General features: G+C 61.1%; 20 protein-coding genes. 10 read left to right on the forward strand and 10 right to left on the reverse strand.

Annotation, left to right across the window (positions count from 1 at the left end; translation table 11 throughout):
- Positions 1–28: 28 nt before the first annotated feature.
- Both J3P76_RS08110 and J3P76_RS08115 read right to left on the reverse strand, forming a co-directional pair.
- Complete coding sequence (locus J3P76_RS08110; RefSeq protein WP_434701722.1) at positions 29–7627, reverse strand: Ig-like domain-containing protein; 7599 nt, start codon at positions 7625–7627, stop codon at positions 29–31.
- Between the two features lie 46 nt (positions 7628–7673).
- Positions 7674–7898, reverse strand: coding sequence for a hypothetical protein (locus tag J3P76_RS08115; protein ID WP_434559942.1), 225 nt, complete (start codon positions 7896–7898; stop codon positions 7674–7676).
- Between the two features lie 240 nt (positions 7899–8138).
- Between J3P76_RS08115 and J3P76_RS08120 the strand changes: the two genes are divergently transcribed.
- The 6 genes from J3P76_RS08120 (at position 8139) to J3P76_RS08145 (ending at position 13297) form a co-directional block, all read left to right on the forward strand.
- Positions 8139–10328 (forward strand): response regulator, encoded by a 2190-nt coding sequence (locus tag J3P76_RS08120; RefSeq protein WP_434701723.1) that lies wholly within the window; start codon positions 8139–8141, stop codon positions 10326–10328.
- A gap of 655 nt (positions 10329–10983) precedes the next feature.
- A complete protein-coding gene (locus tag J3P76_RS08125) occupies positions 10984–11406 on the forward strand; it encodes a glycine zipper domain-containing protein (RefSeq protein ID WP_434701724.1) in 423 nt (140 codons plus the stop codon).
- 119 nt (positions 11407–11525) lie between these two features.
- Positions 11526–11699 (forward strand): hypothetical protein, encoded by a 174-nt coding sequence (locus J3P76_RS08130; RefSeq protein WP_434559938.1) that lies wholly within the window; start codon positions 11526–11528, stop codon positions 11697–11699.
- Positions 11700–11741: 42 nt separating this feature from the next.
- Positions 11742–11945, forward strand: a complete 204-nt coding sequence (locus J3P76_RS08135; protein WP_420767238.1) for a hypothetical protein — start codon at positions 11742–11744, stop codon at positions 11943–11945.
- Between the two features lie 85 nt (positions 11946–12030).
- Positions 12031–12402 carry a hypothetical protein gene (locus J3P76_RS08140; protein WP_434559936.1) on the forward strand — a complete coding sequence of 124 codons (372 nt, stop codon included), beginning with the start codon at positions 12031–12033 and terminating at the stop codon, positions 12400–12402.
- A 199-nt stretch (positions 12403–12601) separates the two neighbouring features.
- The gene (locus J3P76_RS08145) at positions 12602–13297 is read left to right on the forward strand and encodes an HAD-IA family hydrolase (protein WP_420767240.1); all 696 of its coding nucleotides are present in this window, start codon (positions 12602–12604) and stop codon (positions 13295–13297) included.
- A 40-nt stretch (positions 13298–13337) separates the two neighbouring features.
- On the opposite strand, the gene J3P76_RS08150 is transcribed toward J3P76_RS08145, so the two are convergent.
- The gene (locus tag J3P76_RS08150) at positions 13338–14084 is read right to left on the reverse strand and encodes a 3-oxoacyl-ACP reductase family protein (protein WP_420767241.1); all 747 of its coding nucleotides are present in this window, start codon (positions 14082–14084) and stop codon (positions 13338–13340) included.
- Positions 14085–14209: 125 nt separating this feature from the next.
- On the opposite strand from J3P76_RS08150, the gene J3P76_RS08155 reads away from it, so the two are divergent.
- Positions 14210–15133 (forward strand): LysR family transcriptional regulator, encoded by a 924-nt coding sequence (locus tag J3P76_RS08155; protein ID WP_434559934.1) that lies wholly within the window; start codon positions 14210–14212, stop codon positions 15131–15133.
- Positions 15134–15258: 125 nt separating this feature from the next.
- Here the strand turns inward: J3P76_RS08155 and J3P76_RS08160 are convergent, their stop codons facing one another.
- The 3 genes from J3P76_RS08160 to J3P76_RS08170 all read right to left on the reverse strand — a co-directional run bounded on the left by J3P76_RS08160 (position 15259) and on the right by J3P76_RS08170 (position 18771).
- Entirely contained in the window at positions 15259–15987 is a 729-nt protein-coding gene (locus tag J3P76_RS08160; RefSeq protein WP_420767243.1) for an aspartate/glutamate racemase family protein, read from the reverse strand.
- A 58-nt stretch (positions 15988–16045) separates the two neighbouring features.
- Positions 16046–17575 (reverse strand): NCS1 family nucleobase:cation symporter-1, encoded by a 1530-nt coding sequence (locus J3P76_RS08165; protein WP_434701726.1) that lies wholly within the window; start codon positions 17573–17575, stop codon positions 16046–16048.
- 452 nt (positions 17576–18027) lie between these two features.
- The gene (locus J3P76_RS08170) at positions 18028–18771 is read right to left on the reverse strand and encodes a phosphoadenylyl-sulfate reductase (RefSeq protein WP_420767244.1); all 744 of its coding nucleotides are present in this window, start codon (positions 18769–18771) and stop codon (positions 18028–18030) included.
- Between the two features lie 172 nt (positions 18772–18943).
- On the opposite strand from J3P76_RS08170, the gene thrH reads away from it, so the two are divergent.
- A complete protein-coding gene (gene thrH, locus J3P76_RS08175) occupies positions 18944–19561 on the forward strand; it encodes a bifunctional phosphoserine phosphatase/homoserine phosphotransferase ThrH (protein ID WP_434559930.1) in 618 nt (205 codons plus the stop codon).
- A 103-nt stretch (positions 19562–19664) separates the two neighbouring features.
- Here thrH and pabB read toward each other — a convergent pair whose 3' ends face one another.
- The 4 genes from pabB to J3P76_RS08195 form a co-directional block, all read right to left on the reverse strand.
- A complete protein-coding gene (pabB, locus tag J3P76_RS08180) occupies positions 19665–21008 on the reverse strand; it encodes an aminodeoxychorismate synthase component I (RefSeq protein WP_434701727.1) in 1344 nt (447 codons plus the stop codon).
- 277 nt (positions 21009–21285) lie between these two features.
- Positions 21286–22272, reverse strand: coding sequence for an alpha-L-glutamate ligase-like protein (locus J3P76_RS08185; RefSeq protein ID WP_039593716.1), 987 nt, complete (start codon positions 22270–22272; stop codon positions 21286–21288).
- Positions 22272–23804 carry an inactive transglutaminase family protein gene (locus tag J3P76_RS08190; RefSeq protein ID WP_420767247.1) on the reverse strand — a complete coding sequence of 511 codons (1533 nt, stop codon included), beginning with the start codon at positions 23802–23804 and terminating at the stop codon, positions 22272–22274. Before J3P76_RS08190 ends, J3P76_RS08185 begins: the two co-directional genes overlap by 1 nt.
- A gap of 5 nt (positions 23805–23809) precedes the next feature.
- Positions 23810–24346 (reverse strand): ATP-dependent zinc protease family protein, encoded by a 537-nt coding sequence (locus J3P76_RS08195; RefSeq protein ID WP_434701728.1) that lies wholly within the window; start codon positions 24344–24346, stop codon positions 23810–23812.
- 277 nt (positions 24347–24623) lie between these two features.
- Between J3P76_RS08195 and J3P76_RS08200 the strand changes: the two genes are divergently transcribed.
- On the forward strand, positions 24624–25337 hold the full coding sequence (locus tag J3P76_RS08200; protein ID WP_420767249.1) for a GntR family transcriptional regulator: 714 nt from the start codon (positions 24624–24626) through the stop codon (positions 25335–25337).
- Positions 25334–26218, forward strand: coding sequence for a methylisocitrate lyase (gene prpB, locus J3P76_RS08205; RefSeq protein ID WP_030137801.1), 885 nt, complete (start codon positions 25334–25336; stop codon positions 26216–26218). The genes J3P76_RS08200 and prpB overlap by 4 nt, the downstream gene beginning before the upstream one ends.
- The last annotated feature ends 9 nt before the right edge of the window (positions 26219–26227 follow it).

Consider the following 26227-nt stretch of genomic DNA (forward strand, 5'->3'; position numbering starts at 1 on the left):
TTTTATAAGGAAAGTAGAGGACGTTGGGTCAACCTTTGCGCTGGGGCGCCGGTAGCCGTTCGACTTGAGTGGACGAATGAGGCTGGCGCTGTTTGGCGGCCTGGCTGATTTGGTCACTGAAGGAAACGGCCGCCTTGGGCTGATCAGACGGCGGGCTGGGCTTGACTTCTCTTGCTGAAGGCTCTTCAGCCACAGGCTGCAAGGCATCGAAATCGCCGAACAAGCTATGGCCACCGGTGAAATACAGGCTGTCCTTGAATTTGAGCGAACCTTCCTGGTAATCGACGGTTTTTTGCGAATCCTGTACCGCCAGCGTGACGTGCAGGTTAGGAACGAAACCGAGGCCGATCCCGATCGACTCCGAACGTATTTCGCCGCTGTAGGCTTCGGCATAGCCGGAGCGCAGCGGGTCGAGTCGTTCATCGGCCTGGATTTGCGAATCCATCACCGGAAGCGTGACGAACAAGCCCGGCACCATGTCGCGCCGTACGCTCAACGAATCAAGCTGCCAATCCGGGTATTCATGACGCAGAACGTCGCCGGTGGGCGCGTTCCGATCCGTCGAGACATCGGACGTGGGCGGCAGCGGCAATGTCGAGGAGTCCATGCGCAGCCTCAATTGCGCCGTTGCGAAGCCGCCATGGTCGTCGGTGATCCGATAATCGATGGTCGGCACCGCGCCGAGATAATTGGCGTTCGGTGTAAATACGAAGCGGCCATCGAGGTCGAGCCTAATCGTGCCGACGCCTGGGATTGCCACGCTGTCGCCGGCCGCGAAGGTGCCGGTCACGCCATCCACGGTGAAGTCGACCACATGAATCGCATCGTTCTCGGGGTCGCTGTCGTTGCCGAGCACGCTGCCCCTGATCGGGTCTCCTTGGGGCGCGCTATGAACGCCGTCGTTGACGGCCACGGGCGGCTCATTGATATGGATGCGCACTTGGGCGGTGTCGCTGCCACCCACGCCATCGCTGATCACGTAGGTGATCGTGACATCGCCCGTGACGCCGGGTGCCGGGGTGAAATCCAGGGTTCCGTCTGGGTTGATCGTAACGCTGCCGTCAGCGCTCTGGGCGTGGGTGACGGTGAGCGGATGGCCGCTCGGATCGGTGTCGTTGGCCAACACCGGTATGGATTGGATGGGCGTGTCGCGGTCTGTGAGCAACACCCCGTCATCGTTGGCGACAGGCGTGGAATTGACCCGGATGGTCAGGTCGGCATTGTCGGTACCGCCCGCGCCGTCGGTGATGCTGTAGGTCACCACCGGCACATCGCCGTGGAAGGTCGCAACCGGCGTGAAGAGGTAACTGCCGTCGGCGTTGAGCGTCAGGGTGCCGACACCGGTAATGGTTGCGGTATCGCCAGGATTGAAAGTGCCCGCAACCCCCGCGACGGTAAACCCGGCGACGCTCAGCGGATGACCTTCCGGATCACTGTCGTTGGGCAGGACGTTGCCGCTGGCCGACGTGCCCTGCTGGACGGTTTGCAGCCCATCGTCTACCGCCACTGGCGGCGCGTTGACCCGAATCGTCAGGTCGGCGCTGTCGGTACCGCCCACGCCGTCGGTGATGCTGTAGGTCACCACCGGTACATCGCCGTGGTAGGTGGGGATCGGCGTGAAGAGGTAGCTGCCGTCGGCGTTGAGCGTCAGGGTGCCGACACCGGCAATGGTTGCGGTATCGCCAGGATTGAAACTGCCGACTACCCCCGCCACGGTGAACCCGCCGACACTCAGGGGGTTGCCGTCCGGGTCGCTGTCATTGGGCAGGACATTGCCGCTGGCCGGATCGCCTTGCTGGACGGTTTGCAGACCATCGTCCACCGCAACCGGTGGCGCGTTGACCCGGATGGTGAGGTCGGCGGTGTCGGCGCCGCCCGTGCCATCGGTGATGCTGTAGGTCACCACCGGCACATCGCCGTGGAAGGATGGCGCTGGTGTAAACAAGTAGCTGCCGTTGGCATTGAGGGTCAGGGTGCCGACGCCGGCAATGGTGGCGGTATCGCCAGGATTGAACGTGCCGACGACCCCCGCGACGGTGAACCCGGTGACACTCAAAGGGTTGCCGTCCGGGTCGCTGTCATTGGGCAGGACATTGCCGCTGGCCGGATCGCCTTGCTGGACGGTTTGCAGGCCATCGTCCACGGCCACCGGCGCGGTGTTGAGGTGGATGGTGATGGTTTGCGTCGCGATTTTCCGCCCTTCGGCGCCTTGGTCCTGGCCGCTGCCGGCAGTGCCGCTGTCGGTGGTGTTCGGGTTCTGGTCGTTGAGCACGAAGTCGACGGCTACGTCGGCGCTGGCCGATGTCGAGGCGTTGGTGTTGCTGTAGGTGACGGCGCCCATCACTTTGCCGACCACTGAGCCGTCGGCATCGGCGTTGAAGGTGACTTGCAGCGTGCCCGAGGCATTGCTGATGCTACCCACGACAACCCCGTCGACGAGCAGGTCGCTGCCGTTGACCTGAACACCGACCGCATCGTCCCCCGCATCGCTGTCGAAAAGACCAAAGACATCATCGGCATTGCCGCCGCCCTGACGGTTGATGGTCAGCGTCGCGCCCTGCCATTTGTCAGCACTCACATCCAGTTCGAGGTCGCTGACGGCCACATTGCCATCGCCATCCAGACGAACGGGGTTGCCGCCCTTGGTTACGGTTTGCGAGCTGTCGAGGCCCGAGGCCAAAGGCGCATCGTTGACCGGTAGCACGGTTACATTGATCGTGCGGGTGGTGATCAGCGCGGCGGTGGTGCCGTCGGCGTAGTCGAAATCGCCCGGGTTCTGGTTGGCATCGTCGGTGTCGCCGGTCAACGCTCCAGGACGCTGCCCGGTGCTGCCGCCATCGTTGACGGAAACCGTCACCGTGAAGTTGCCCGTGTAGTCGCTGCCTGCCGGCGCGCCCGTGGCCGTCGGGTAAGTAATCGTCAGGGCCTGAAGGCGAGCGTTGACTTCGGCTTGGGTGGCCCCGCTGATCGTCACCGTATCGCTGCCCACACCGCTGATCGAACCACCACTGCCGCCCACGCCGGAAATCACCCCCTGGCTGACGTGTACGGTGGCCGAGAACGTATTGGCACCGTTGGCGTCCGGGTCACTGATGGTGAACCCACCCACGCTGCCGGTCAGGTTGAGGGTCGCCGAGCCTTCCCTGACGGTGACGTCGCTGGCGGTAACCTGGGTCGGGTCGTTGAGGCTGGAAACAAACAACGTCCGCGTGTTGCTGCCCATATTGAGCGTGAGCGAGCCAGGCAACGCCGCGTAGGGATCGATAACGGTGGCGGGGACCACGGCGGTCGAAGCACCGGACGGATTCAAGCCGCCGTTGGCCAGACCACTGGCATCCAGCACGCCGGTGGCAACGTCGCGAATGCGGTCGTCGGCAATCACCTGCACCCTGTAGCTGGTGTCGGTGTTGGCAAGGGTGCCGCTGAGGGTAACCTGCAAACCCGCGAGGTAAGCATTGACGTTGGCCAGGCTGCCGCGGATGACCAGTGCACTGTCGGTGCCGGAATGGGTGTCATCGATTTCGAAGCTGGTGTGATCTTCCGTGGGCGAGCTGGTGGAGCCGAGAATGATGTCGGTGTAGCTCGCTTGGCTCAGCGGCACGCCATTGGCATCGGTCAGGCGCACGGTCACCTGAGTGAAGTCCTGTTCCGGCGAAGCGCTCTCGCCTGGCGGTGCGCTGATGCCCCCACCGTCGTTGTAGTCTCGATCCGAGACCGAGAACCCCGGCACGGCCACCGCTGCGCCGCTTTGGCCTATCGCCAGGCTACCGCTGCCTGCGGTTACGGTAGGGGCGTCGTTGGTCGCTTGCAGGGTGATTGCCAGTTCGCTGGTCTGGGCGGGCGACGCAACGCTGCCACTGCCCACGTCACCACCGATGGCGGCGGTGCCTTCGTTCAATTGCACGCTGAGCGTAACGTCGCCAGCAGCGGCACCGTTGTAGTCGTGGTTGGCGTGGGGTGCGCTGGTGTAGGTCAAGCCAGTGCCGGCGGCGTTGAGCAGCGACTGGATATCGTCGGCACGCCCGATCAGGGTCACGCTGTTGCTGTTGTCGCCACTGATGTTCACCGTCCGTCCTGACGGTAGGGTGATGGTGGTCTGCGTACCCGCGCCGCCAATCCCCAATATGCCTTGGCCCGATGGCACGCTGACCGTCACGGAGACCGGAACGTCGAGGGCCGTGGACTCGGTATCGACCACCGAGATGCCGGTGACGGCGGTCGAGCGATCTTCGTTGATCAGTTGGGACGCCGGGATGCCCACGCTGGGCAGGCTGTTGATTGTCGACACGCGGACCAACACGCTGGCCTGTGCCAGGTTGAGGTCGGTGCCGGTGACGCTGTCGGTGTATCCATCGAATTCGACGGCGGAGATCGGCTGCCCGTTGCCGCCGGGGGTGGCCGCCTGGTTTTCGCTGCCGCCATTGGCCCCCGTCGTCAGGTTGCCGCCGGCGTCACGCAGCCGATCATCGACCACGACCTGGATACGGTATTGATGGTCCTCGTTGCTGGGGTCGTTGACGCTGGCGGTCAGGGTCGCCAGCGCCGCGTTGACTTCGGCCCGGGTGCCGCGAAGGACCAGGTAATCGCCATTGCCGTCTTTATCGGCGTCTCGGGTAGCGCCGCCGCCCAGGCCGACGGAGAGGGTGACGCCCGCATACTCGCCCGCCGTGAAAGCGGTGCCGTCGGTCTGGGTCAGCCGCACGATGACTTGCACCGAATCCTGCGTGCCGACGCCGCTCAAGTCATCGAGATCGCCCACCGTGAAGCCGCCCACCGGATTGTTGCCAGCGACGGTGCTGTCGATATTGACCGGGTTGTTGGGGGCAGACACCGTTGGCTTGTCGTTGGTCGGCAGAATTTCGATGTTGTAGGTCGATGCCGTGGCGGTGACGCCCTGGGCGAATGAGCCACTGTCGTTGGCGCTGAAATCACCGTCACTGACGATGTAGGAAAATGAGTCGTTGCTGGTTTCACTGCCGTCATGTTGATAAGTGACGCGATTGGCGTCCAGGTCGGCTTGGGTGAAGACCGAGCCGAGCCCGAGGACGCCGCCGTTGAGCATCAACCTGCCATGCTCCGGAATAGCGGTGAGCCGGTATTGGCGCTGTAGGCTGGAGTTATCGTCATCGCCGTACACAAGGTGCGCGCCGCCCACCGAGCCATTTATCGTCCCGGATCCATCGGCATTGGCATAACCCGATGCACCGCCGATCACTGCCGATTCCCCTTCGTGGATGGCGCCCGCTTCACCGGCGACCAGTTGGGATTTGGAATTGAACGCGGGCGCATCGTTGACCGGTGATATGGTGATCGGCACCACCAAAGCCGAGCCGGTGCTGGATTGGTTGGTACCCGCTCCGACGGCCACGCCCTGGTCGTCAACGGGCACGACGGAAAAACTGTCAGTAAAGTTTTCGCTGCCGTCATGGACATACTTCAGGTCGCCCGCGGCCAATTGTGCCGAGGTCACGGTCTGATTCAACGTCACGGTCACGCCGCCAAGCGTCAGGTGACCGAATTGTGGCAGCGCACTGATCTGCAAGATGACGTCGTTGCTCGTGGCGTACTGGGTGCCGCCGCTGGCATCGGCTTGTCTGTCGGTATCGGCGACCACGATGTTGCCGTTGGTAATGGTGACGGTGCCGCCTTCGGCCGTGAATACCCGATCGTCATTGGTGGCGGTCGGTGTGTCGTTTTTCGGCACGATACTGAGGCTGAAATTTTCGGTCGCGGTGGTCAGCGTCCCGTCGGAAACCGAGAATTGGAAGTTGTCGACAAAGTGTTCGTCGCCGCTGTGCTGGAACGTAACGCGTCCAGCGTCCACGTCGGCCTGGGTGAAGGTGCCGAACGCACCGATCGCCACACCGTCGAGCAGCAATGTGCCGCTGCCCGGCGTGACCAGCACCCGGTACGTCAAACCGTCGGCGGGGGTGAAGTCATCCGTGGCGTTGAGGTCGGCGGTCGTCAGCGTGTAGCTGGCGGCTTCGTCGATCGTCGCGGTTTTGTCGCCGCCGCTGACGGGCGCCTGGTTAGGCGCGGGGTCGGCCGGCAGTGCCCCCGGCAACGTCGATGGCTCGGCCGGCACGTGGACGTTGAACGTCTTGACCGTCAACGAGCTGTTGGCCGCGTCGGTGTCGTAGATACCGCCATCGCGCGCGCTTGGATACAGGCGTACGCCGCCGTCCTTGACGGTAAAGCTCATGCTGTCGGTTCGCGCCGTGCCGGTATAGGCCCGAACGTGATAGACCACGTTGCCTGCGTTGATGTCGGCCTGGGTAAAGCTCGATCCCACCACCAGCAACCCACCGTTGAGCGTGAAATAACCGACGTTTCTGTCGGGCACGGCGGTGAGCGTATACCTGAGGCTGGAATCGAAGGAGTCGTTGTCGGTGACCTGCAGCATGGCGTTGGTGACGACGCGAATCGTTTCCCCAGGATTCAGGTTCTGGTCGATGCTGTGATCCAGGACCGGATCGTCGTTGTTGGGCAGGATGGTGAGATCGACGGTCAACGTCGACGTCTTGGGCACACCGGTGCCGCCGCCATCATCGGTGACATTGAGCAAGAAGCTATCGGTGGCGCCGGCCCCGCTGGCTTCGCTGCCGTCGTGGCTGTAGGTGAGCTTGGAGAGGTCCAGGATGACGAAGCTGCTGTCGGTGATCACCACGCCGTCATAGCGCAACGTACCGTGGGTCGGCAGGGAGTTGAGCGTATAGATGAAGTCGACACCCGGGGATTGATCGGGATCGCCGATCTGGATCGTGCCACGGGGCGTGCCGATCGGGCTGACCAGATTGCCGTTGTCGGTCAGGTTGACGCTTTGCTCGCCCTCGATGATCGTGATGGTGCCGCTCGATGTCGGCGCCTGGTTCACCGGATTGACGTGAACCTGCACGTTGTGGTCGTGAACGACGCCGCCGGCGCCGTCATCGATGGTAATGGTGAAACTGTCGGTGAGGCCCGCGGGATTGATGACCTGGTCGCCATTGTGGCGATAGCTGAGGTTGGCGATCTGGTCGATGGAAAAACTCGACCCTACCCCTAGCTCCTTACCGTTGAGCAACAAGGTGCCATTGCTCGCCAGGGAGGTGAGCTTGATGATGACCTGTTGCTGCACGTTATCGACGTCGGTCATGCCCAGGTTGCTTTGGGTGAAGCCCTTGCCGTCGGGGGAGCTGGTGGCCGGCGAGAAATTCGCCGTCCCGCCTTCGTCCACCTGCAACGCCGGGCCACTGCCGGAAATCGTCGGTGCGTCATTGACCGGGGTCAGGTTGATGTCGATGGTTTTGCTGGTGGTATTGCTGCCGTCGTTGCTGGTCAACGTAAACGAGGCAGCACCATTGAAGTTGCTGTCGCCCCGGAACGACATGCCGTTCAAGGCGGCGTTGATGTCTGCCAGCGAGCCGCTGAAACTGATGCTGGCGCCGCCATTGCCGGTCAAGCCGGTGAGGCCATTGGTACTGGCCAGGTTCAGCGTGCCATGGCTGGCATTCAAGGTGACGTGTTGTGTTGCGCTATCGGTGTCGCTGACGCTGATGCCGCTAATCGCGACGGAAGCATCTTCGGCGCCGCTACGTGCCACGACCGCAGTATCGGCGATGACCGCCGCCGCGCCGTCGAATAGCATTCGTTGTTCAAGGGCGAAAAACCTGTTGCGTGATACTGGAGATACATCACTTCTGGGTTTGGTGTTCTTCACCGTTTCGCCCCTGATTTTTTTTCTTATCTATATGTCCTTCGCCTGTTTCGTCGGACACCTGCGTTATCGCAGTCTCGTCCGCTTGCGCCTTCGTCTCCATATCTCGGGCGGGTATGGCAAATACCAAGTGCGCCTGTTTTATCGGCGCCTGCAAGCCGATCTTTAGCCCCATGATCCACATCTTTTCGAGTCGCTGCATCGCCTTGATCCGACGATGCGTACTGGTCGCCAGAGGAGGCGAAAGCCCGCCACTTTCGTTGGTTTGTAGGACGTTGCTGTAGCCTTTCGGTCGAGAATCGTCATTTGTTGGGTAATTGCAGCCCGACACATCCCACAATCCAATCGCACTTTCCTACCCCGCGCGGGATAATACGGCCCTGCCTGGGGTCACAAGCTTTTCCCCTCGCTGGGTATTGGCGTGCCAGAAGGATCGAACGCAATGACAGATTGGCTCCAGAGCTATGGAGAAATGGCTGAAAGGGTGCGCCGTCACGATTGGAACGACACCTCCCTCGGACCCTTCGAAAAATGGCCAGATGTGCTCAAGACCACCGTGGCGCTGAGCTTTGCGTCCCATTTTCCCCAAGCAATCGTTTGGGGCCCCGAGCTGGTCATGCTGTACAACGATGCGTTCTTGCCCATCCTCGGTAGCAAACCCGAAGCATTGGGCCGTCCGTTCGATCAGGTTTGGCAGGAAGCCTGGAGCGATATCGGGCCGATCGTGGGCGCGGCCTTCGAGGGACAAGCGACCTATATCGAGAATTTTCCGTTGGTCATCGAACGTGGCGGTGGCCCCGAGAAAGCTTTTTTCACGTTCTGCTACAGCCCCATCCGGGATCAGTTCGGCAAGGTCGTGGGTATGCTGGACACGGTCACCGAGACGACTTCCACGGTGCTCATGACCCAACGCCTGGCGGTGCTCGATGCCATTGGCAGTGCCGTGGCCAATGCCACGGATCCGCAGGCGATCATGGCGACCACCGCGCGCATTCTCGCGGCGCACCTCAACCTGTCCAACTGCGCCTATGCCGATATGGATGAGGACGAGGATGGCTTCACGATTCGTGGCGATTGGGCGAAGGCTGGTTCGCCCAGCATTATCGGGCATTACCGTCTGCTGGATTTCGGCCGGTTGGCGGTCACCAATCTGCGGGCCGGCAAGCCATTGGTGATCAACGACAACCTGACGGAGCTGGCGCCTGAGGAAGCGGCTGCGTTCCAGTCGATAGGCATCGCGGCCACCATTTGCGTCCCGCTGATCAAGGATGGTCGCTTGACTGCGCTGATGGCGATCCATGACAAAACACCGAGAACCTGGACGTCGAACGACCTGACGTTGCTGATGGAGGTCACCGAGCGCTGCTGGGCCCACATCGAACGCGCCCGTGCGGACGCTGCGGTGCGTGAAGGCCTGGCGGCACTGGCCGAACTGAACGCGACCCTGGAACAACGGGTCGAGGAGCGCACGACGCGGCTGCAACAGACCGAAGCGGCGCTTCGCCAGTCGCAAAAGCTCGAAGCCATCGGCCAGCTCACCGGTGGTGTGGCCCATGACTTCAACAACCTGCTGACCATCATCCGGTCCTCGGTCGACTTCCTGCGCATGCCCAACCTGTCCGACGAGCGCCGGCAGCGCTACATGGTCGCGGTTTCCGAAACGGTGGAGCGGGCTTCGAAGCTGACCAGCCAGTTACTCGCGTTTGCACGGCGACAGCCGTTGAAGCCGGAAATCATCGACGTGGGCAAGCAAGTCCAAAGCCTGGGGGACATGCTGGAAACGGTCACGGGGGCGCGCATCCACGTCAAGGTCCAATTGTGTGAACAGCCTTGCTACATTCGCGCGGATCTGAGCCAGTTCGAGACGGCGCTGATCAACATGGCCTTGAACGCCCGGGATGCCATGAACGGCCAGGGGACGTTGTGGTTGAGGCTCGATTGTGGGCACAGCATGCCGCCGATCCGAGGCCATGCCGGGGCAGGGCAGGCCTTCGCCGCCATCGCCCTGGAGGACACCGGGACGGGAATCGACCCGCAAATACTCGAGCATATTTTCGAACCGTTCTTCACCACCAAGGAAGTGGGCAAGGGCACGGGGCTGGGGTTGTCCCAGGTATTTGGTTTCGCCAAGCAGTCGGGAGGCAACGTCGATGTTTCCACCGTCGTCGGTAAGGGCACCGTCTTTACGCTGTATCTCCCGGAAGTCGAACCAGAAGGAGTCCAGGCGCCCAAACGCGAGGAAACCACGCCTATGGTGCTGGAGAAGGGCCGGCGTCGGGTATTGATCGTGGAAGACAACTTGGAAGTGGGGCGTTTCGCCAACCAGATCCTGCAAGACCTGGGATACGAAACGGCCTGGGCGACCAATGCCGAGCAGGCGTTGGAGATGATTGGCCAGGATGCGACGAGGTTCGACGCCGTATTCTCCGATGTCGTCATGCCCGGCATCAGCGGAATCGCCCTGGCGAGGGAATTGCACAAGCGTCGCCCGGAGCTGCCGGTGGTGTTGACGTCTGGTTACAGCGAGGAGCTGGCTCGAAGCGGGCATGAAGGTTTCGAGTTTCTGTCCAAGCCTTATTCGGCTGATCAGGTTTCCAGGGTTCTGAGCCGCACCATACTGGGCGCGGAGTGAGTGTTTCCTTTTTGAAACAGTGGGTTCCGTTCGTCGGTCAGGGCGGGTTGCGGACAGGCAGTCTGTTGATGACCCGCTAGTCTCACTGACGTGAAGGTCGATATTTATAGGCAATCGTTGTTGCCGGTATCGGCTTCGTCGAAAGGGGAAATGCGATGGGAGCACAGTACAGCGAGGAAAATGGCGCCGCGTATCCGGTCAACGAAGGTCTACAGTGTGGTCAGTCGGCCTATCGATCGGATTTCGGCGACGAGCCGATCAAGTCCATCAAGACGAGAGTATCCAAGGTACAGCGAGGGGAAAAAGCCAAATTCCTGCCCCGAATCCCCGTCAGGAAATAATCGTCAGCGCAGCCCCGTCATCGAATGGGGCTTTTTTCACCCGTTCGTTTCGTAAAAACGGGACGTTTCCTGAAATTTTTCATTTTTTTCCTACAGAGATTTGCTTTCACGTTTCTTTCACAGTCGGTCGCGTAGTCTCAGCTCATCCGTTAGAAAGCAGTACCTGCCCGTTTCCCCAGCGGGCTTTTTTTTGCCTGTCATAAAACTACCCCCTTGCTTGTGGTCCAACCGCCATGGCTGTCGCGGTTTGGCGTACACTCGCGCCCGCGCGCGCCGGCCTTTTCCCCCGATGCGGCATTCTTGAGGTTTTTATCATGCGTTTGACTTTGTCCACCTTGGCGCTTGGGCTTGTGCTCGCTCAGGGCGCGATGGCCGCTGGCGACGGTACTGCTGCGGTCGGCGGTGGTCTGGGCGGTGTGTTGGGTAATGTGGTTGGCCAACAGATGGGCGGCAGCACTGGCGCCGCGATTGGCGCGGGTGTCGGCGGTGCGGCCGGTAGTGCGGTGGGCGCGCGCAAGGGCAGCCGTACGGAAGCAGCCATCGGTGGTGGCCTGGGTTCGGCGGGTGGCTCGATCGTTGGCAACCGCTTGGGCGGATCGACCGGATCCACCATCGGCGCGGGCATTGGTGGGGCGGCAGGCGGTGCGCTGGGCAGTAACCTGTCCAACGATAATGATGGACACTTGGGCGGCAAGAAGCACAAGCACAAGCACAAGCACAAGAAAAAGCATCGCTGAGCGATCCACGCATTGAAAATACCGGCCCAGCGCCGGTTTTTTCTTATGGGCATTTACCCGGAACGATTAGCTTTCTATCGCCTCGAATTCATACATTCACGTGTGATTGGAGGTGTGCCATGACGCCGGAAACTGAAGGCAAGGAAGAAAAGGGCCCGTCGGGTGTTCCCTTCATCAACGATCCGGGCGTCAACGATCCGGGTAACGAAGACCCTGGTTCCCTGATGGATGATGCTCAGGTTCCCTTGATCGACGATGAAGATGCCGAGGTTGAGGATGAGTCCTACAAATAAGTCCGTCTTGCTTGCGCTTACTGAAAATACCAGGAGGTTGCCATGACTGCTGATACGCCCGTACCGGACGACGAGACGCCGGAATATCCGCTGCGTTCACCCACCGACCCGCTAAGCCGCGACCAGCGACCCCCTGATGACGACGACACTGGAGTCGAGCAGGTGCCAAGCGATGATCAGGATGTCGAGGCGACGCCGGACGATCCGGACATTGCCGGTGACGACGCTTCGGGCACGCCCAGCTGATCGTCATCCGCCCGTCGATTTCGCGGCACCATCGGCGCGCCAGGGTTGCCTGACATGAAGTAATCATCTGAAAAGGAGATTGACCATGATGAAGTCAAACCTGACGGCTCTGGCATTCGCCGGAGTCCTCTGCGCCAGTTCACTGGCGGCTTTCGCCCAATCGTCGGACAACGCGCCCGTGGACAAGGGAGGCATGCCGCCTTCGACGCAGATGGATGCGGGATCCACCACCGACACCACCGGCAACGCCCTGCCACCCGGCTCCGTGGGTGGAGGCAACGGTGGTGATGCCAGCGGCAGCAGCACCAGCCCGGGAACCGGTAGCGGTTCCACCAGCGGCGGCAGCACGATGGGCGGCGGTTCCGGCTCAAGCAGTGGGACCGGCAGCAGCAGCGGTAGCGGCGGTAGCTCAAGCGGCGGCGGGTCGGGCTCCGGCTCAGGTGGTTCCGGCAGCTGACGCACGTTCCCGTCGATCATCCCAACTGTTCGTGACGGGGGGTTGCAGTTGCCAATCCCCCGTCACCGTCCTACTAAAATTTCCCATTGCCTGTATCGAGCGCGCCTCGTTATTCTGCTGAATCCTTTAAGGCGAATACGTTGCGCCGGGCGCACCTGAGCCATCCCTGAAATGCTGAGTTGATAACGGATCAGATGCGATGAATGCACCGCTGAAAAAGTTTGGCCCGATCAAGGCCGTGATTTTCGACATGGATGGCTTGCTGCTGGACACCGAAGGCATCTATACCGAAGTCACGTCCATCATTGCCGAGCGCTACGGGCGCACGTTCGACTGGAGCGTCAAGCAGAACATCATCGGGCGTGGCGCCACGGACCTGGCCAACTACGTTGTCCAGGCGCTGGAGTTGCCAATCACCCCCCAAGAATTCCTGACCATTCGCGAACCCTTGATGCGCGAGCGTTTTCCTCATGCCATGGGGATGCCTGGCGCTGAGGAGCTGGTGCGGCATTTGAAGGCTCACCACATCCCGATTGCGGTAGGGACGAGCTCGGCTCGCCCATCGTTCGAGCTGAAAACCACCCTGCATCGGGACTGGTTCGCGTTGTTCGACTGCATCGTGACCGCAGATGATCCGGAAGTGGGTGCGGCCAAGCCCGCTCCGGATATCTTCCTCACCGCGGCCCGACGCCTGGGCGTCGATCCTCGCGATTGCCTGGTCTTCGAGGATTCCCCGTTCGGCGTCACGGCGGCGAAAGCGGCGGGCATGACCGCCATCGCTATTCCGGATTCGGCCATGGCCGACGAAAAGTACGCCCACGCCGATGCGATCATCCGATCACTCAAACTGTTCCAGCCAAGCCTGTGCGGTTTGCCGGAACTGGAATGGGCTTGATGCGAAAGGGCTGCTGTGCAGCCCTGCGGGTTGCCTCGGATCAGGCGCCGAAACCGCCGTCGATGGTCAGGCTGGCCCCGGTGATATAGGCAGCTTCCGGGCCCGCGAGGTAGGCAACGAAGCTGGCGATTTCTTCCGACGTGCCGTAACGGCCAACCGCCATGAGGTCTATCAGGCTGGAGGCGAAGTCGCTGTCGGCCGGGTTCATGTCAGTGTCCACCGGGCCGGGCTGCACGTTGTTGACGGTGATGCCCCGTGGGCCTAGGTCACGGGCCAGGCCTTTGGTCAGGCCTACCAGCGCGGATTTACTCATGGCGTACGTGGCGCCTCCAGCGAAGGGCATGCGATCGGCGTTGGTGCTGCCGATGTTGATGACCCGGCCACCTTCGCCCATGTGCCGCGCGGCGGCCTGGGTGGCGACGAACACACTGCGCACGTTGACGGCCAGGGTCTGGTCGAAATCTTCCAGCTTGAACTCATCCAGCGGCGCCATTGCCAGCACGCCGGCATTGTTGACGAGGATATCCAGGCGGCCAAAAGCCTCGACGGTGGCGGCGACGGCGTTGCGCACGGCGTCGGCGTCGGCGCTGTCAGCCTTGATGGCCAGGGCCTTGCCGCCCGCTGCGGTGATGCTGTTCTGCAGTTCTTCGGATTTTGCGCCAGAGCTGACGTAGGTAAAGGCGACTGCCGCGCCTTCCGCAGCCAGGCGCTTGACGATGGCGGCGCCGATGCCACGGGAACCGCCCTGGACCAATGCGACTTTGCCGTTCAGTGCTTGGGTATTCATGATGTTCTCCATAAGGTGCCGGGGCGAGGTGCCGCGGTGATGGGGCGAGTATCAAGACTAGGCTATCGGCTGGGTAGACCTTCGTTGATATAGTCTGTGTAAACCCAAAGTTGGTAGTGGGCGCCATGGAGAGTTTCAGCAGTATCGAATGTTTTGTTCGCAGCGCCGAAGTCGGCAGCTTTGCCGAGGCGGCACGACGTTTGGGCGTGACCCCGGCAGCGGTGGGTAAAAGCGTCGCCAAGTTGGAGGCGCGGATGGGGGTGCGCCTGTTCCAGCGCAGCACCCGCAGCTTGAGGCTGACCGAAGCCGGCCAGTTGTTTCTAGGAGAAGTTGGCAGCAGTTTCAACACCATCCAGAATGCCGTCGCCAACCTGGCCAGCGCCGGCGGACAACCGGCGGGAACGCTGAAAGTGAGCATGGGCACGGCGTTCGGGCGGTTGTATGTCGTGCCGTTGTTGGGGGAATTGCTGCGCAGGTACCCGGCGATCAGTCCGGATTGGCATTTCGATAACCGGCAGGTGGACTTGATCGGCCAGGGCTTCGACGCGGCTATCGGCGGCGGTTTTGAGTTGCCTCAGGGCGTCGTTGCTCGAAAATTGGCCGTGGCCCACCGGGTGCTGGTTGCGTCAGGCGATTATTTGCAGAAATATCCAGAGATCATCGAGCCCGGGGATCTGGCGCACCATCGAGGCATTCTTATTCGCTCGCCCCAAACCGGGCGTGTCCGTTCATGGCAATTGACCAGCCGCGACCAACAACATAGCCCGCTCATGCTTAAACCCGGCATGACAATGAGTGATTCAGAGGCCGATTGCGCCGCCGCGGCTCAGGGGTTGGGCATCGGTCTGGTCAGCATGCCAGTAGCTCTTCCCTTCCTCGACAGCGGCGCCGTGCAACGGGTCCTGCCGGACTGGTACGTCGATGATGGCAACATTTCCATCTATTACGCTGAGCATAAACTGTTGCCAGGCAAGACTCGGGCGTTCGTGGACTTCATCATTGAGCAGTTTGGCGAACAGGGGTTGGCTCGGCGGTTTAGCGCGGTCTGATTTGGACGTTGACCGAAGTTGGCTCTAATCGCGAGCAAGTTCGCTCCCACAGGATTTCGCAATAACACAGTTTGTGTGGCCGCTGGAATCCATGTGGGAGCGCGCCACGGGCTAGTGCCGCACACTCACCGCCCAAACCGCCCCGGCCAGCCGATGATGTTCTTCGGCCGAGGTGTCGCGTAGGTGCGCACCTTAGAGGTGGACAACCCCAGCCGCACCAGCGATTCGGCAATCGTCACGGCCGCGGTCACCCCGTCGACCACCGGCACGCCGGTGCGCTGGCGGATCTGCTCATCGAGCCCGGCCATGCCGCCGCAGCCCAGGCAGATCACTTCCGCCTTGTCCTGCCTGACCGCCAGTTCGGCCTGCTGCACGATCGCTTCCACCGCCCGTTGCGGGTCCTCTTCAAGCTCCAATACCGCAAGGCCGCTGGCCCGCACCGAGGCGCAGCGATCGAACAGGCCGGAGAGTTTGAGACGATCTTCGATCAGCGGCACTGTGCGGTCGAGCGTCGTGACGACCGAGTAAGCGTGGCCCAGGAACATGGCGGTGCTGGCGCCAGCGTCGGTGATGTCCACCACCGGCACGTCGAGCAACTCCTGCAAGCCCTCGCGACCATGCTCGCCGTAGCCGGCCTGGATTACCGCATCGAAGGGTTGGTCATAGGACATCACCCGGTCCATGACGGCGATGGCCGCCAGGTAGCTCTCGAAGTTGCCTTCGATGGAATCGGCACCGAAATGCGGCGTGAGCCCGATGATCTCGGTACCCGGCGCGGCGACGGCCTGGGCTTGTCGGGCAATGGCCTGGGTGATGGAATCGGTGGTGTTGACGTTGACCACTAGAATTCGCATGAGCTATTCCTTTTGAACGAAAACAGGAGGCCCGTACCTGACGAGCCATTTCCATGGATTAATGGCTGACGTTATCCACAGCGATGGATTCGCCGCTTACGTCCTCGTAGTGCGGCTCGCGCTTGGCGATGATCAGGTACAACAACCCTGCAATCGAAGCGCCAATCAGCCAGGAAAATGGTGAAATGCTGTCAAAGCCGGGCACCAGCGCCAGGACAATCGCGATCAGTGCCGCTGCAATGAACGCCGCCACCGCCCGCAGGTTGACCCCGTTGCTGTAGAAATACGCACCATTTGGGTCCTCGCTGTACAGTTGCGGCACGTTGATGCGGCCTTTTCGCAGCAGCCAGTAGTCGACCATGATCACGCCATACAGCGGCCCGAGCAGGGCGCCGAGGCCGGACAGGAAATACACGATCACCAGCGGGCTGTTATAGAGATTCCACGGCAGGATCAGCACGGCAATGGCGGCGCTGATCAACCCCGCGCGGCGGAAGGTCAGGTACTTGGGCGCCAGGTTGCTGAGCACGAACGCCGGGGCGACGAAGTTGGCCATGATGTTCACCGCCACGGTGACGATCAAAAAGGCCAGGCAGCCAAGCACCAGGAAGAACGTATTGGGAATCGAGGCGATGACCTGGGTCGGGCTTTCGATGATCTGGCCGTTGATCTGGAACTGCGCACCGCACAACAGGATGGTAATGGCGGCAAACACCAGAATGTTCACCGGCAAGCCCCAGAAGTTTCCTACGACGATGGTTCGGCGGCACGGCGACGAGCGGGCGAAATCGCAGAAATTCAAAATGAGCGTGCCATAGATCGCCAGCCACAGCGCTCCGCCCGCCAATATGTTGCGCCACATCTCGCCTCCGGTCAGGGGCTCGCGGATCGACCAGGCAATGGTTGCGTCGGCCTGCAGATACATCCAACCGGCAAGTGCCGCGACCGTCACCAGAATTACCGGCCCGGCGAAGCCTTCGTAGCGCCGGACCATCTCCATGCCGTAGGCCAGGATCACCAGTTGCACGAACCAGATGGCCACGAAGCACACCCAACCCAGGCTCGACAGCCCGAGGATGGAGTTCTGGTCGTACTCGGCGAAGCCAGGGTGGACCGCGGTCAACAACACGCGAAATACCACTGAAGCCAGGTACGTCTGAATACCAAACCAGGCGATGGCGATAACGGCCCTGATCAGCGCAGGAATCTGCGCGCCGTGGATACCGAAACTGATCCGGCTGATGACGGGAAAAGGTACTCCAGTTTTCTGCCCCATGTAGCCGGACAGGTTCATGAAGCCATACACCAGTGCCGCGCCGATCCCCAGGGACAGCAGGATCTGCCAGCCGCCCAGGCCCAGGGCATAAAGGCCGATGGCGAATGAATAGTTGGCGATGTTGTGTACGTCGTTGGTCCACAGGGCAAAGATGCTGTAGCGACCCCAGCGCCGGCCTTCGACCTTGGTTGGTGCTAAATCCTTGTTATGCAATCTGGGGCTCAAGGCGAGAGGAGCTGCTGCTCGTTCTTCGAGCGCAGTGGTTGGGGAGGGCAGATCCAGCGCGATGTTATTAGAAAGACTTGTACGCATTCCGGCAGGCTCCAGAGTCTCGGGCCACGGTGACTGTGCATGAGCGCGAGGCTCGGCAGATCTTCGTCGCGGCGGCGAGCATCATTGGTTACGGGGCATCTGCAGCCTGTACGGGATAGGGCGCTTCAGGCTTGCGGATCGAAAAGTGTGTGTATTTTGTTTTGTATTTGTATACAAAACACTGGTCGTCTTAAGCCAGATATATGCCACTTTAGGATCTAACGAATAGGTCGTTGATTTCGGTTTGTTATGGATTGCAAGTAACCGCCTGAAATGTCGAAGGTAAAATTTGACCGTTCGAACAGGTATTTATTTTCAACGCTAGCGTCAAGCGGGGGGAGGCAGCAGGTAGGGTTTTAGAGTCGGTGTAACTTTTAGGGGCATTCAAGCGGGGCATGCACACAAAAATGGCACCTGAAGTGACATTTTTGTGTACAGAAAATGAGGAAGGGCTAAACAGTCTTGGATTTGGCGATGATATTGCCGGCGTGCAGCCCGCATTCTTTCTGCGTGGCTTCCTCCCACCACCAGCGGCCCTCGCGCTCATGTTGGTTCGGCAGGACGGGGCGGGTGCATGGCTCGCAGCCGATGCTGATAAAACCGCGTTCGTGCAGGCTGTTATAAGGCAGCTCGAGCATGCGGATATAACCCCAGACTTCCTCGCTGGTCATCTGCGACAGCGGGTTGAACTTATACAGCGTGCGCTCGGGCGTAGAGAATGCCGTGTCGATTTCCAGCACCGCCACCTGGCTGCGGGTGCCAGGGCTCTGATCGCGGCGCTGGCCGGTGGCCCAGGCGCGCACGTCGGTCAGTTTACGCCGCAACGGCTCGATCTTGCGGATGCCGCAGCATTCGCCATGGCCGTCCTTATAGAAACTGAACAGGCCTTTTTGCTTAACGAAAGGGTCCAGTTTCGTATGGTCGGGCGAGATCAATTCGATGTCGATCTTGTAGTGGTCGCGGACCTGGTCGATGAAACGATAGGTTTCCGGGTGCAGGCGGCCGGTGTCGAGGCTGAACACCTTGACGTTCTTGTTCAGTTTCCAGGCCATGTCCACCAGCACCACGTCTTCGGCGCCGCTGAAGGATATCCACAGGTCATCGCCGAATTCGGCGAAGGCCAGCTTGAGGATGTCTTGGGGGGACTTATTGGCATAGGTCGTGGCGAGTTCCACGACGTCAAACGATGGGCTCATCAGGGCGGTTTCCTACAGGTCGGTGGCGCTGGGCGCTCTATATGGGGCTGATGGTAACAAAAGCAACGGGGGCTGGCGCGCTCCTGTGCGTTGCGCGGGCTTCGTCGAATGGCTAGAGTCGGCAAGCCTTTTGTTCGCTCAACCGATAAACATCAAAAAATGGGAGTGTCTTGTGGAAATTGCCTGTCTCGACCTGGAAGGTGTGCTGGTCCCGGAGATCTGGATCGCCTTCGCTGAAAAAACCGGGATTGAATCCCTCAGGGCAACCACTCGGGACATTCCCGACTACGACGTGCTGATGAAGCAACGGTTGCGCATCCTTGACGAGCATGGTCTCAAGCTCTCCGATATCCAGGAAGTCATCGCCACCCTCCAGCCGCTGGACGGCGCCATCGAATTCGTCGATTGGCTGCGGGAGCGGTTCCAGGTGGTGATTCTTTCCGACACCTTTTACGAGTTCTCCCAACCGCTGATGCGTCAGCTGGGTTTCCCGACGCTGCTCTGCCATCGTTTGATCACCGACGACGGCGGGCGAGTGACTGGCTATCAGCTGCGTCAGAAAGATCCCAAGCGTCAGTCGGTCCTTGCCTTCAAGAGCCTTTACTATCGGGTGATCGCGGCGGGAGATTCCTACAATGACACCACTATGCTGGGCGAAGCCGACGCTGGGATTCTGTTCCATGCGCCTGAAAACGTCATCCGCGAGTTTCCGCAATTCCCGGCGGTGCATACGTTTGCCGAGTTGAAGCAGGAATTCATCAAGGCTTCGAACCGCCCCCTCGGCCTGTAACACTTCTCAATGTGGGAGCGAGCCTGCTCGCGAAGCGGTTTGTCAGTCAACATCAATGCTGGCTGAACCACCGCCTTCGCGAGCAGGCTCGCTCCCACAGGGTTCACAGGTTCTGCAAGGTTTCCAGCAGGACCTTCACCTTGGTCATCGACTCCTGATATTCCGCCTGCCAATCTGAATCCGCGACAATCCCACCACCGCCCCAGCAACACACCTGTCCATCCTTGACCAACAAACTGCGGATGGCGATCGAGCTGTCCATTTCCCCGCGCACATCCAGATACAGCAGCGAGCCGCAATACAACCCGCGTCGGGTCGGTTCGAGTTCGTCGATGATCTGCATGGCGCGGATTTTCGGCGCGCCGGTGATCGAGCCGCCGGGAAAGCTACCAGCGATCAGGTCCAAGGCGTCCTTGTCATCCGCCAGTTCGCCGGTCACGCTGCTGACCAGGTGATGCACGTTCGGATAACTTTCCAGGCTGAACAGCTCCGGCACTCGCACCGAGCCGATGCGGCACGTGCGGCCCAGGTCATTGCGCAGCAGGTCGACAATCATCAGGTTTTCCGCTCGGTCCTTGGGGCTGGCCAGCAGTTCGGCGGCGTGGGCCGTGTCTTCCTCGGGCGTTGTGCCGCGGGGTCGGGTGCCCTTGATCGGGCGGGTTTCGACGTGGCCTTCGCTGACCTTGACGAAACGCTCCGGCGACAGGCTCAGTACCGCGCCGCCCTCCGGCAGGCTCTGGAAACCGGAAAAAGGCGTCGGGCAGGCCGCCCGCAGCGCCTGGTAAGCGGGCCACGCATCGCCCTGGCACCGGGCGCGAAAGCGCTGGGCAAAGTTGACCTGATAACAATCGCCGGCCTGGATATACGCCTGGATACGTTCGAATGCCTGCTTATAGGCTTCAGCGCTGAGGTCGGGCGCCATCGGGCCCTCAAGACTGAACGCCTTGGCAGGCGCCGCGAGCGGCTGGCTGAACAGTTCAATCAAACGTCGGCGTTCACTTTCGCCGCAATGGGGATGGAAAACCAGTTGGCTGGTAGCGGCCTGGTGATCGGTAATCAATGCCCAGTCGTACAGGCCGAAACGTGCGTCGGGCAGTTGCAGGTCATCGTGTGCATGGGACGGCAGTGCTTCGAGGTGTCGGCCGAAGTCGTAGCTCAAGTAGCCAATCAGGCCGCCAGCGAAGGGCAATTGCACCGTGCCAGGTAGCTCTGCGTGGCCCAGCTGCGTTAGATGCATCCGAAGACGCTGTAGGAAATGGCCACCGCTTTCATCCGGCACCACCGCCAGTTGTTCCAGCGGCCAGGCACTGAGCAGGTCATAACGCCCCCGCTCGGCGCTCGGCCGGCCGCTGTCGAGCAGCACGCTTCCCGGGGCATGGCGGATCGCCGCGAAATAATCGGCGGGGTTGGCGCGGTAGGGCAGCGGGTGTACGAAGCAGGTTGGCATGGGCGGGGTGGGTCGGCCGTTCAGGCGGGGTGGCGATTGTAATCCCCTGTAGGAATTGCTCCTAGAGGGATGTCGGTATTGAACAGGTCTGAAGCTTCAATGAGACCCGTGGCGAGGGAGCTTGCTCCCGCTGGGCTGCGAAGCGGCCCCCTGGGCAGTTGAGCGCGATCATTCTGATACACCGAGGTGCTGGGCTTTGGGGTTGCTGCGCAACCCAGCGGGAGCAAGCTCCCTCGCCACAGGGTTCAACCTTCAGCTTCGGTTTTCATCCTCAGCTTCACCCCTCTACCGGCGGAATGTGCCCAAACAATTCCTGGGCAAACGCCACGCGCTCTTCCACGGTTTCGATCACGCCTCGGGCCTTGAGCTCTTCCAGGCGTGCTTCCACGGCATGGGTGCGCAGGGTCAGCCCGCAGTCGTTGGCAATCTGGATGTTCAGCCCGGGGCGGGCGTTCAGTTCGAGGATCAACGGCCCTTTTTCCTGGTCCAGCACCATGTCTACGCCGATGTAGCCCAGCCCGCACAGTTCATAGCAACCGGCGGCCAGTTTCATGAAGCCGTCCCAGTAGGGCAACTGCACGCCATCCACCGCGTTGGTGGTGTCGGGGTGCTTGGTGATGATGTTGTTCAGCCAGGTGCCGCGCAGGGTGAGGCCGGTGGCGAGGTCGACGCCGACGCCGATGGCGCCCTGGTGCAGGTTGGCCTTGCCGCCGGACTGACGGGTCGGCAAGCGCAGCATGGCCATCACCGGGTAGCCCATCAACACGATGATGCGGATGTCCGGCACGCCTTCGTAGCTGATGCTCTTGAAGATCTGGTCCGGCGTCACGCGGTACTCGATCAGCGCCCGGTCACGGTGCCCACCCAAGGAATACAGGCCGGTGAGGATGCTCGAGACGTGGTGCTCGATTTCCTCGTGGCTGATGATCTTGCCGGACACGGTGCGGTAGCGGCCTTCGAAGCGATCGGCGATGACGATGATGCCATCGCCGCCGGCGCCCTGGGCCGGCTTGATCACGAAGTCGGTGCGCCCGCCGATGATCTCGTCGAGCTTGTCGATTTCCTTCTCGGTGGAGATCACCCCGTACAGCTCCGGCACATGAATGCCGGCGGCGATAGCCCGTTCCTTGGTGATGATCTTGTCATCGACGATGGGGTACAGGCTGCGCTTGTTGTACTTGAGCACGTAGTCGGCGTTACGCCGGTTGATGCCCATGATGCCCCGGGCTTCCAGGGCTTTCCAGGTCTTCCAGAGGCCGAACATCAGGAGTCAGCCTTGACGAAGGCCTTGAACCGAACCAGCTCGGTCAGGCGATAGCCGCGATAGCGACCCATGGCCAGCATGAAGCCCACCAGGATCAGCAGGATCGCCGGGAAGGTGAACACGAAGTACACCAGCTCAGGAACACTCATGATCAGGTGCGCCAGCGACGCGGCGAACAAGGTGCCGATGGCGACTTTCATCGCGTGGCCGGCGCCGCGTTCTTCCCAAGTGATGGACAGGCGTTCGATGGTCATGGTCAGGATCACCATCGGGAACAGCGCCACTGACAAGCCGCGTTCCAGGCCCAACTTATGGCTGAACAGGCTGATGGCGGCGATCAGCACCACCACGAACGTCAGCACCACGGAGAGCCTCGGCAGCATTTGCAGCTTGAGGTGCTCCAGGTACGAACGCAGCGACAGGCCCAGCGTGGTGATCACCGTGAACAGTATGATGCCGAAACCCAGTTGGGTTTCGCGGAAGGCGAGGGCGATCAGCACCGGGGTGAAGGTCCCCAGGGTTTGCAGGCCGATCAGGTTGCGCAGCACCAGGATCACCAGCACGCCAATCGGGATCATCACCATGATCATGAAGGTTTGCTGGGTCTGCAGCGGCAGGCCGTACAGGGAATATTCGAGGAAGTTGGCGTCGGTGTTCTCATCCGTCAGCTTGGCCAGGCGAATGGCGTTCATTTCGCTGTTGTTCATGCTGAAGGTGACGGTCGCTTTCTTGCCGCCATCGACGGTGATCAGGTTCTCATCGCCGGTCCACCACAGCAAACGGTCGGTGGGCAGGCCTTGCTCGCCGGTATCCGGGTTGAAATACAGCCAATCGGTGCCGTTGAAACTGCGCAGCCACAGCTCGGGTGTCTGCGGTTGGTCAGCCACCAGCCGGATGGTGTGGACCTTTTCCACCGGCACGTGGGCAATGGACAGCACCAATTCAACGATGCGTGCCTTGTTGGCCGACGAAGGATCACCGGCCAGCAACAGCTTGACGTTGTCGTCATTGAGGTTGTTGACCCGCTTGATCGCTTCGCTGATGAAGGTCTCGACGTCGGCCGAATGCTGGCGGATCGGCGCGAGCAGTGCTTCGGCGGCGAGTTTTTCCGGCCCTTCGACGGCAATGCTGTCGCGGAAGGTCGGGCCCTTGACCTTGGTTTTCTCGGCGCTGTAGCGCTTGGTCAGCACCAAGCGGTAATAGAGGGTCTGGTTGCCCTTGGCGCGACGGGCCGACCACGTCACCTTGCGGTTGCCGTCGACCCGGTTCACCGCCACGCCGTAATTATTGGAAATGAAGCTCTCGTTGAGGCTCACATAGTCGCGGCTCAAGGGGGGCACGAACATCTGGATCTTCACCGGATCCTTGGCGTTGGGCACGAACTCGACCTTGGCATCGATATTCCAGAGGTCATCGGTGGCGTCTTCGGTCACCGGGATGCCGAGCACGAAAATCTGATAGGCCGTTACCGACAGGCCCAGCACCACTAGGATGGCGATCAGCATTTTCAAATGGAGGGTAAGGGAGCGCATTGGAATTACTCTGCGGTGTGAGCGGCATTGGCGCAGGCGGGTTTGCCGGCTGCGTATTTGAGACTGGGGTCGACCAGCGCGTCGAAGCGTTTAAGCGCCTCGGAGCCGATCAGCAACGGGTATTGAAAGGCGCTGCGGTCGGTCAGGTTCACTTCGATGCTGCGCAGGACCGAGCCCATGCAGATGTCCAGTTCGATGACCGGCCGGGCCGTGTACTTCTTGCCTTCTTCGGGGTCGTAGTCACCGGCGCGGCGCTTGATCTTGCTGACCCGGGCCAGCGGGCGTTCGATGGGGTGCGAATGGGCGGCGTCGATCGCCAGGTAAAAGCGCACCCAGGATTCGCCGTTGCGCTTGAAGCGCTTGATGTCGCGGGCACTGAGCGAGGCCGTCTTGGCACCGGTGTCCAGCTTGGCGGCAACCTCCAGGTCAATGCCCTGCAGCGCCGCATATTCGTTGAGGCCGTACACGGTTTTTTCCCCCGCCGCGGCGAGCCCCGGCAGGCACATGAAGCAAAAGGCAGCGGATAAGGGCTTGAGTGTCATAAATCCTGGTGCGCAGCGTTCCGTTTTCGGTTCAGGCCCTGGCATTACTGCACAAGCTCCCTAGGTGCCTTCTCTATATAGAAGAGTGGCAAATGCGGCGGCATTCTAGCACGGTGGTTTTCTGACGCCACCGCTGGCCGGGGGCTACGATACTTCGAAGCGGCAAGTTATGTCAGCACGCGTTATTAGACGATTGTCGACAATATGGTTTTTTGCTTTGACGTTTGAGGGTTATACGTTTAGTTTTTGCCGTATTGATTTTAAAGGTGTCGACAATATGCTCGATCAGCTCGAAACGCCGGTCCTCGTCCAAGACGATGTCGAGACCTTGTCCGAGAACGTTTTTCGACGCATCCAGGCTGCCATCGTCAAGGGCGAGATCGCCCCGGGCAGCAAGATCTCCGAGCCCGAACTGGCCCGTACCTACGGCATCAGCCGTGGGCCGCTGCGCGAGGCGATCCATCGCCTCGAAGGCCAGCGCCTGCTGGTGCGCATCCCCCATGTCGGGGCACGAGTGGTCTCGCTGAGCCATGCCGAGCTGCTGGAGCTCTATGAAATTCGCGAGTCCCTGGAGGGCATGGCCTGTCGCCTCGCGGCGCAGCGCATGACCCTGGAGGAAATCGACGAACTGCGCCGGGTCCTGGAAACCCACGAGCGCGATGCGGCGTTCCAGGCCGGTGTCGGCTATTACCAGCAGGAAGGCGACTTCGACTTCCACTATCGGATTATCCAGGGCAGCGGCAATCGCACCCTGACGCAGATGCTCTGCGGCGAGTTGTACCAACTGGTGCGCATGTACCGCATCCAGTTCTCCACCACGCCCAACCGTCCGCGCCAGGCTTTTGCCGAGCACCATCGGATTCTCGATGCCATCGCCGACCGTGACGGCGAACTGGCTGAATTATTGATGCGCCGGCACATCGGCGCGTCCAAACGCAACATTGCGCGTCATTTCCAGGACAGCGCCGCCACTGAACGAGGTGAGTCATGAGCAACAGCACTCCAGGCCAGCGATTCCGCGATGCGGTCGCCAGCGAGCATCCGCTGCAAGTGGTCGGCACGATCAACGCCAACCACGCGCTGCTGGCCAAGCGCGCCGGTTTCAAGGCGATCTACCTATCGGGTGGCGGCGTGGCAGCCGGCTCTCTCGGCGTGCCGGACCTGGGCATCACCGGTCTGGATGACGTGCTGACCGACGTGCGCCGCATCACCGATGTTTGCGACTTGCCGTTGCTGGTGGACGTGGACACCGGTTTCGGTTCCTCGGCGTTCAACGTGGCGCGCACGGTCAAGTCGATGATCAAGTTTGGCGCGGCGGCGATTCATATCGAGGACCAGGTCGGCGCCAAGCGCTGCGGCCATCGCCCGAACAAGGAAATCGTCTCGCAGCAGGAAATGGTCGACCGCATCAAGGCCGCCGTCGATGCCCGCACCGATGACAGCTTCGTGATCATGGCCCGTACCGACGCTCTGGCGGTGGAAGGCTTGGAATCGGCCCTGGACCGCGCCGCCGCATGCATCGAGGCCGGCGCCGACATGATTTTCCCCGAAGCCATCACCGAACTTGAAATGTACAAGCTGTTCGCCAGCCGCGTGAAAGCGCCGATCCTGGCCAACATCACCGAATTCGGCGCGACCCCGCTCTACACCACCGAACAACTCGCCGGGGCCGACGTGTCCCTGGTGCTCTACCCGCTGTCGGCCTTCCGGGCCATGAACAAGGCGGCCGAAAACGTCTACACCGCCATCCGTCGCGACGGCACGCAACAGAATGTCATCGACACCATGCAGACCCGCATGGAGCTTTACGATCGCATCGACTACCACACCTTCGAGCAGAAGCTCGATGCGCTGTTCGCGGCGAAGAAGTAAGGCGCGACT

The sequence above is a fragment of the Pseudomonas sp. D1-36 genome (assembly GCF_051132205.1).
Lineage (GTDB): Bacteria > Pseudomonadota > Gammaproteobacteria > Pseudomonadales > Pseudomonadaceae > Aquipseudomonas.

Bases quoted from the DNA above. Each gene is read 5' to 3' on its own strand.
- J3P76_RS08110 (WP_434701722.1), bottom strand. From the start codon at position 7,627: ATGCTATTCGACGGCGCGGCGGCGGTCATCGCCGATACTGCGGTCGTG.
- J3P76_RS08115 (WP_434559942.1), bottom strand. From the start codon at position 7,898: ATGCAGCGACTCGAAAAGATGTGGATCATGGGGCTAAAGATCGGCTTG.
- J3P76_RS08120 (WP_434701723.1), top strand. From the start codon at position 8,139: ATGACAGATTGGCTCCAGAGCTATGGAGAAATGGCTGAAAGGGTGCGC.
- J3P76_RS08125 (WP_434701724.1), top strand. From the start codon at position 10,984: ATGCGTTTGACTTTGTCCACCTTGGCGCTTGGGCTTGTGCTCGCTCAG.
- J3P76_RS08130 (WP_434559938.1), top strand. From the start codon at position 11,526: ATGACGCCGGAAACTGAAGGCAAGGAAGAAAAGGGCCCGTCGGGTGTT.
- J3P76_RS08135 (WP_420767238.1), top strand. From the start codon at position 11,742: ATGACTGCTGATACGCCCGTACCGGACGACGAGACGCCGGAATATCCG.
- J3P76_RS08140 (WP_434559936.1), top strand. From the start codon at position 12,031: ATGATGAAGTCAAACCTGACGGCTCTGGCATTCGCCGGAGTCCTCTGC.
- J3P76_RS08145 (WP_420767240.1), top strand. From the start codon at position 12,602: ATGAATGCACCGCTGAAAAAGTTTGGCCCGATCAAGGCCGTGATTTTC.
- J3P76_RS08150 (WP_420767241.1), bottom strand. From the start codon at position 14,084: ATGAATACCCAAGCACTGAACGGCAAAGTCGCATTGGTCCAGGGCGGT.
- J3P76_RS08155 (WP_434559934.1), top strand. From the start codon at position 14,210: ATGGAGAGTTTCAGCAGTATCGAATGTTTTGTTCGCAGCGCCGAAGTC.
- J3P76_RS08160 (WP_420767243.1), bottom strand. From the start codon at position 15,987: ATGCGAATTCTAGTGGTCAACGTCAACACCACCGATTCCATCACCCAG.
- J3P76_RS08165 (WP_434701726.1), bottom strand. From the start codon at position 17,575: ATGCGTACAAGTCTTTCTAATAACATCGCGCTGGATCTGCCCTCCCCA.
- J3P76_RS08170 (WP_420767244.1), bottom strand. From the start codon at position 18,771: ATGAGCCCATCGTTTGACGTCGTGGAACTCGCCACGACCTATGCCAAT.
- pabB (WP_434701727.1), bottom strand. From the start codon at position 21,008: ATGCCAACCTGCTTCGTACACCCGCTGCCCTACCGCGCCAACCCCGCC.
- J3P76_RS08185 (WP_039593716.1), bottom strand. From the start codon at position 22,272: ATGTTCGGCCTCTGGAAGACCTGGAAAGCCCTGGAAGCCCGGGGCATC.
- J3P76_RS08190 (WP_420767247.1), bottom strand. From the start codon at position 23,804: ATGCGCTCCCTTACCCTCCATTTGAAAATGCTGATCGCCATCCTAGTG.
- J3P76_RS08195 (WP_434701728.1), bottom strand. From the start codon at position 24,346: ATGACACTCAAGCCCTTATCCGCTGCCTTTTGCTTCATGTGCCTGCCG.
- J3P76_RS08200 (WP_420767249.1), top strand. From the start codon at position 24,624: ATGCTCGATCAGCTCGAAACGCCGGTCCTCGTCCAAGACGATGTCGAG.
- prpB (WP_030137801.1), top strand. From the start codon at position 25,334: ATGAGCAACAGCACTCCAGGCCAGCGATTCCGCGATGCGGTCGCCAGC.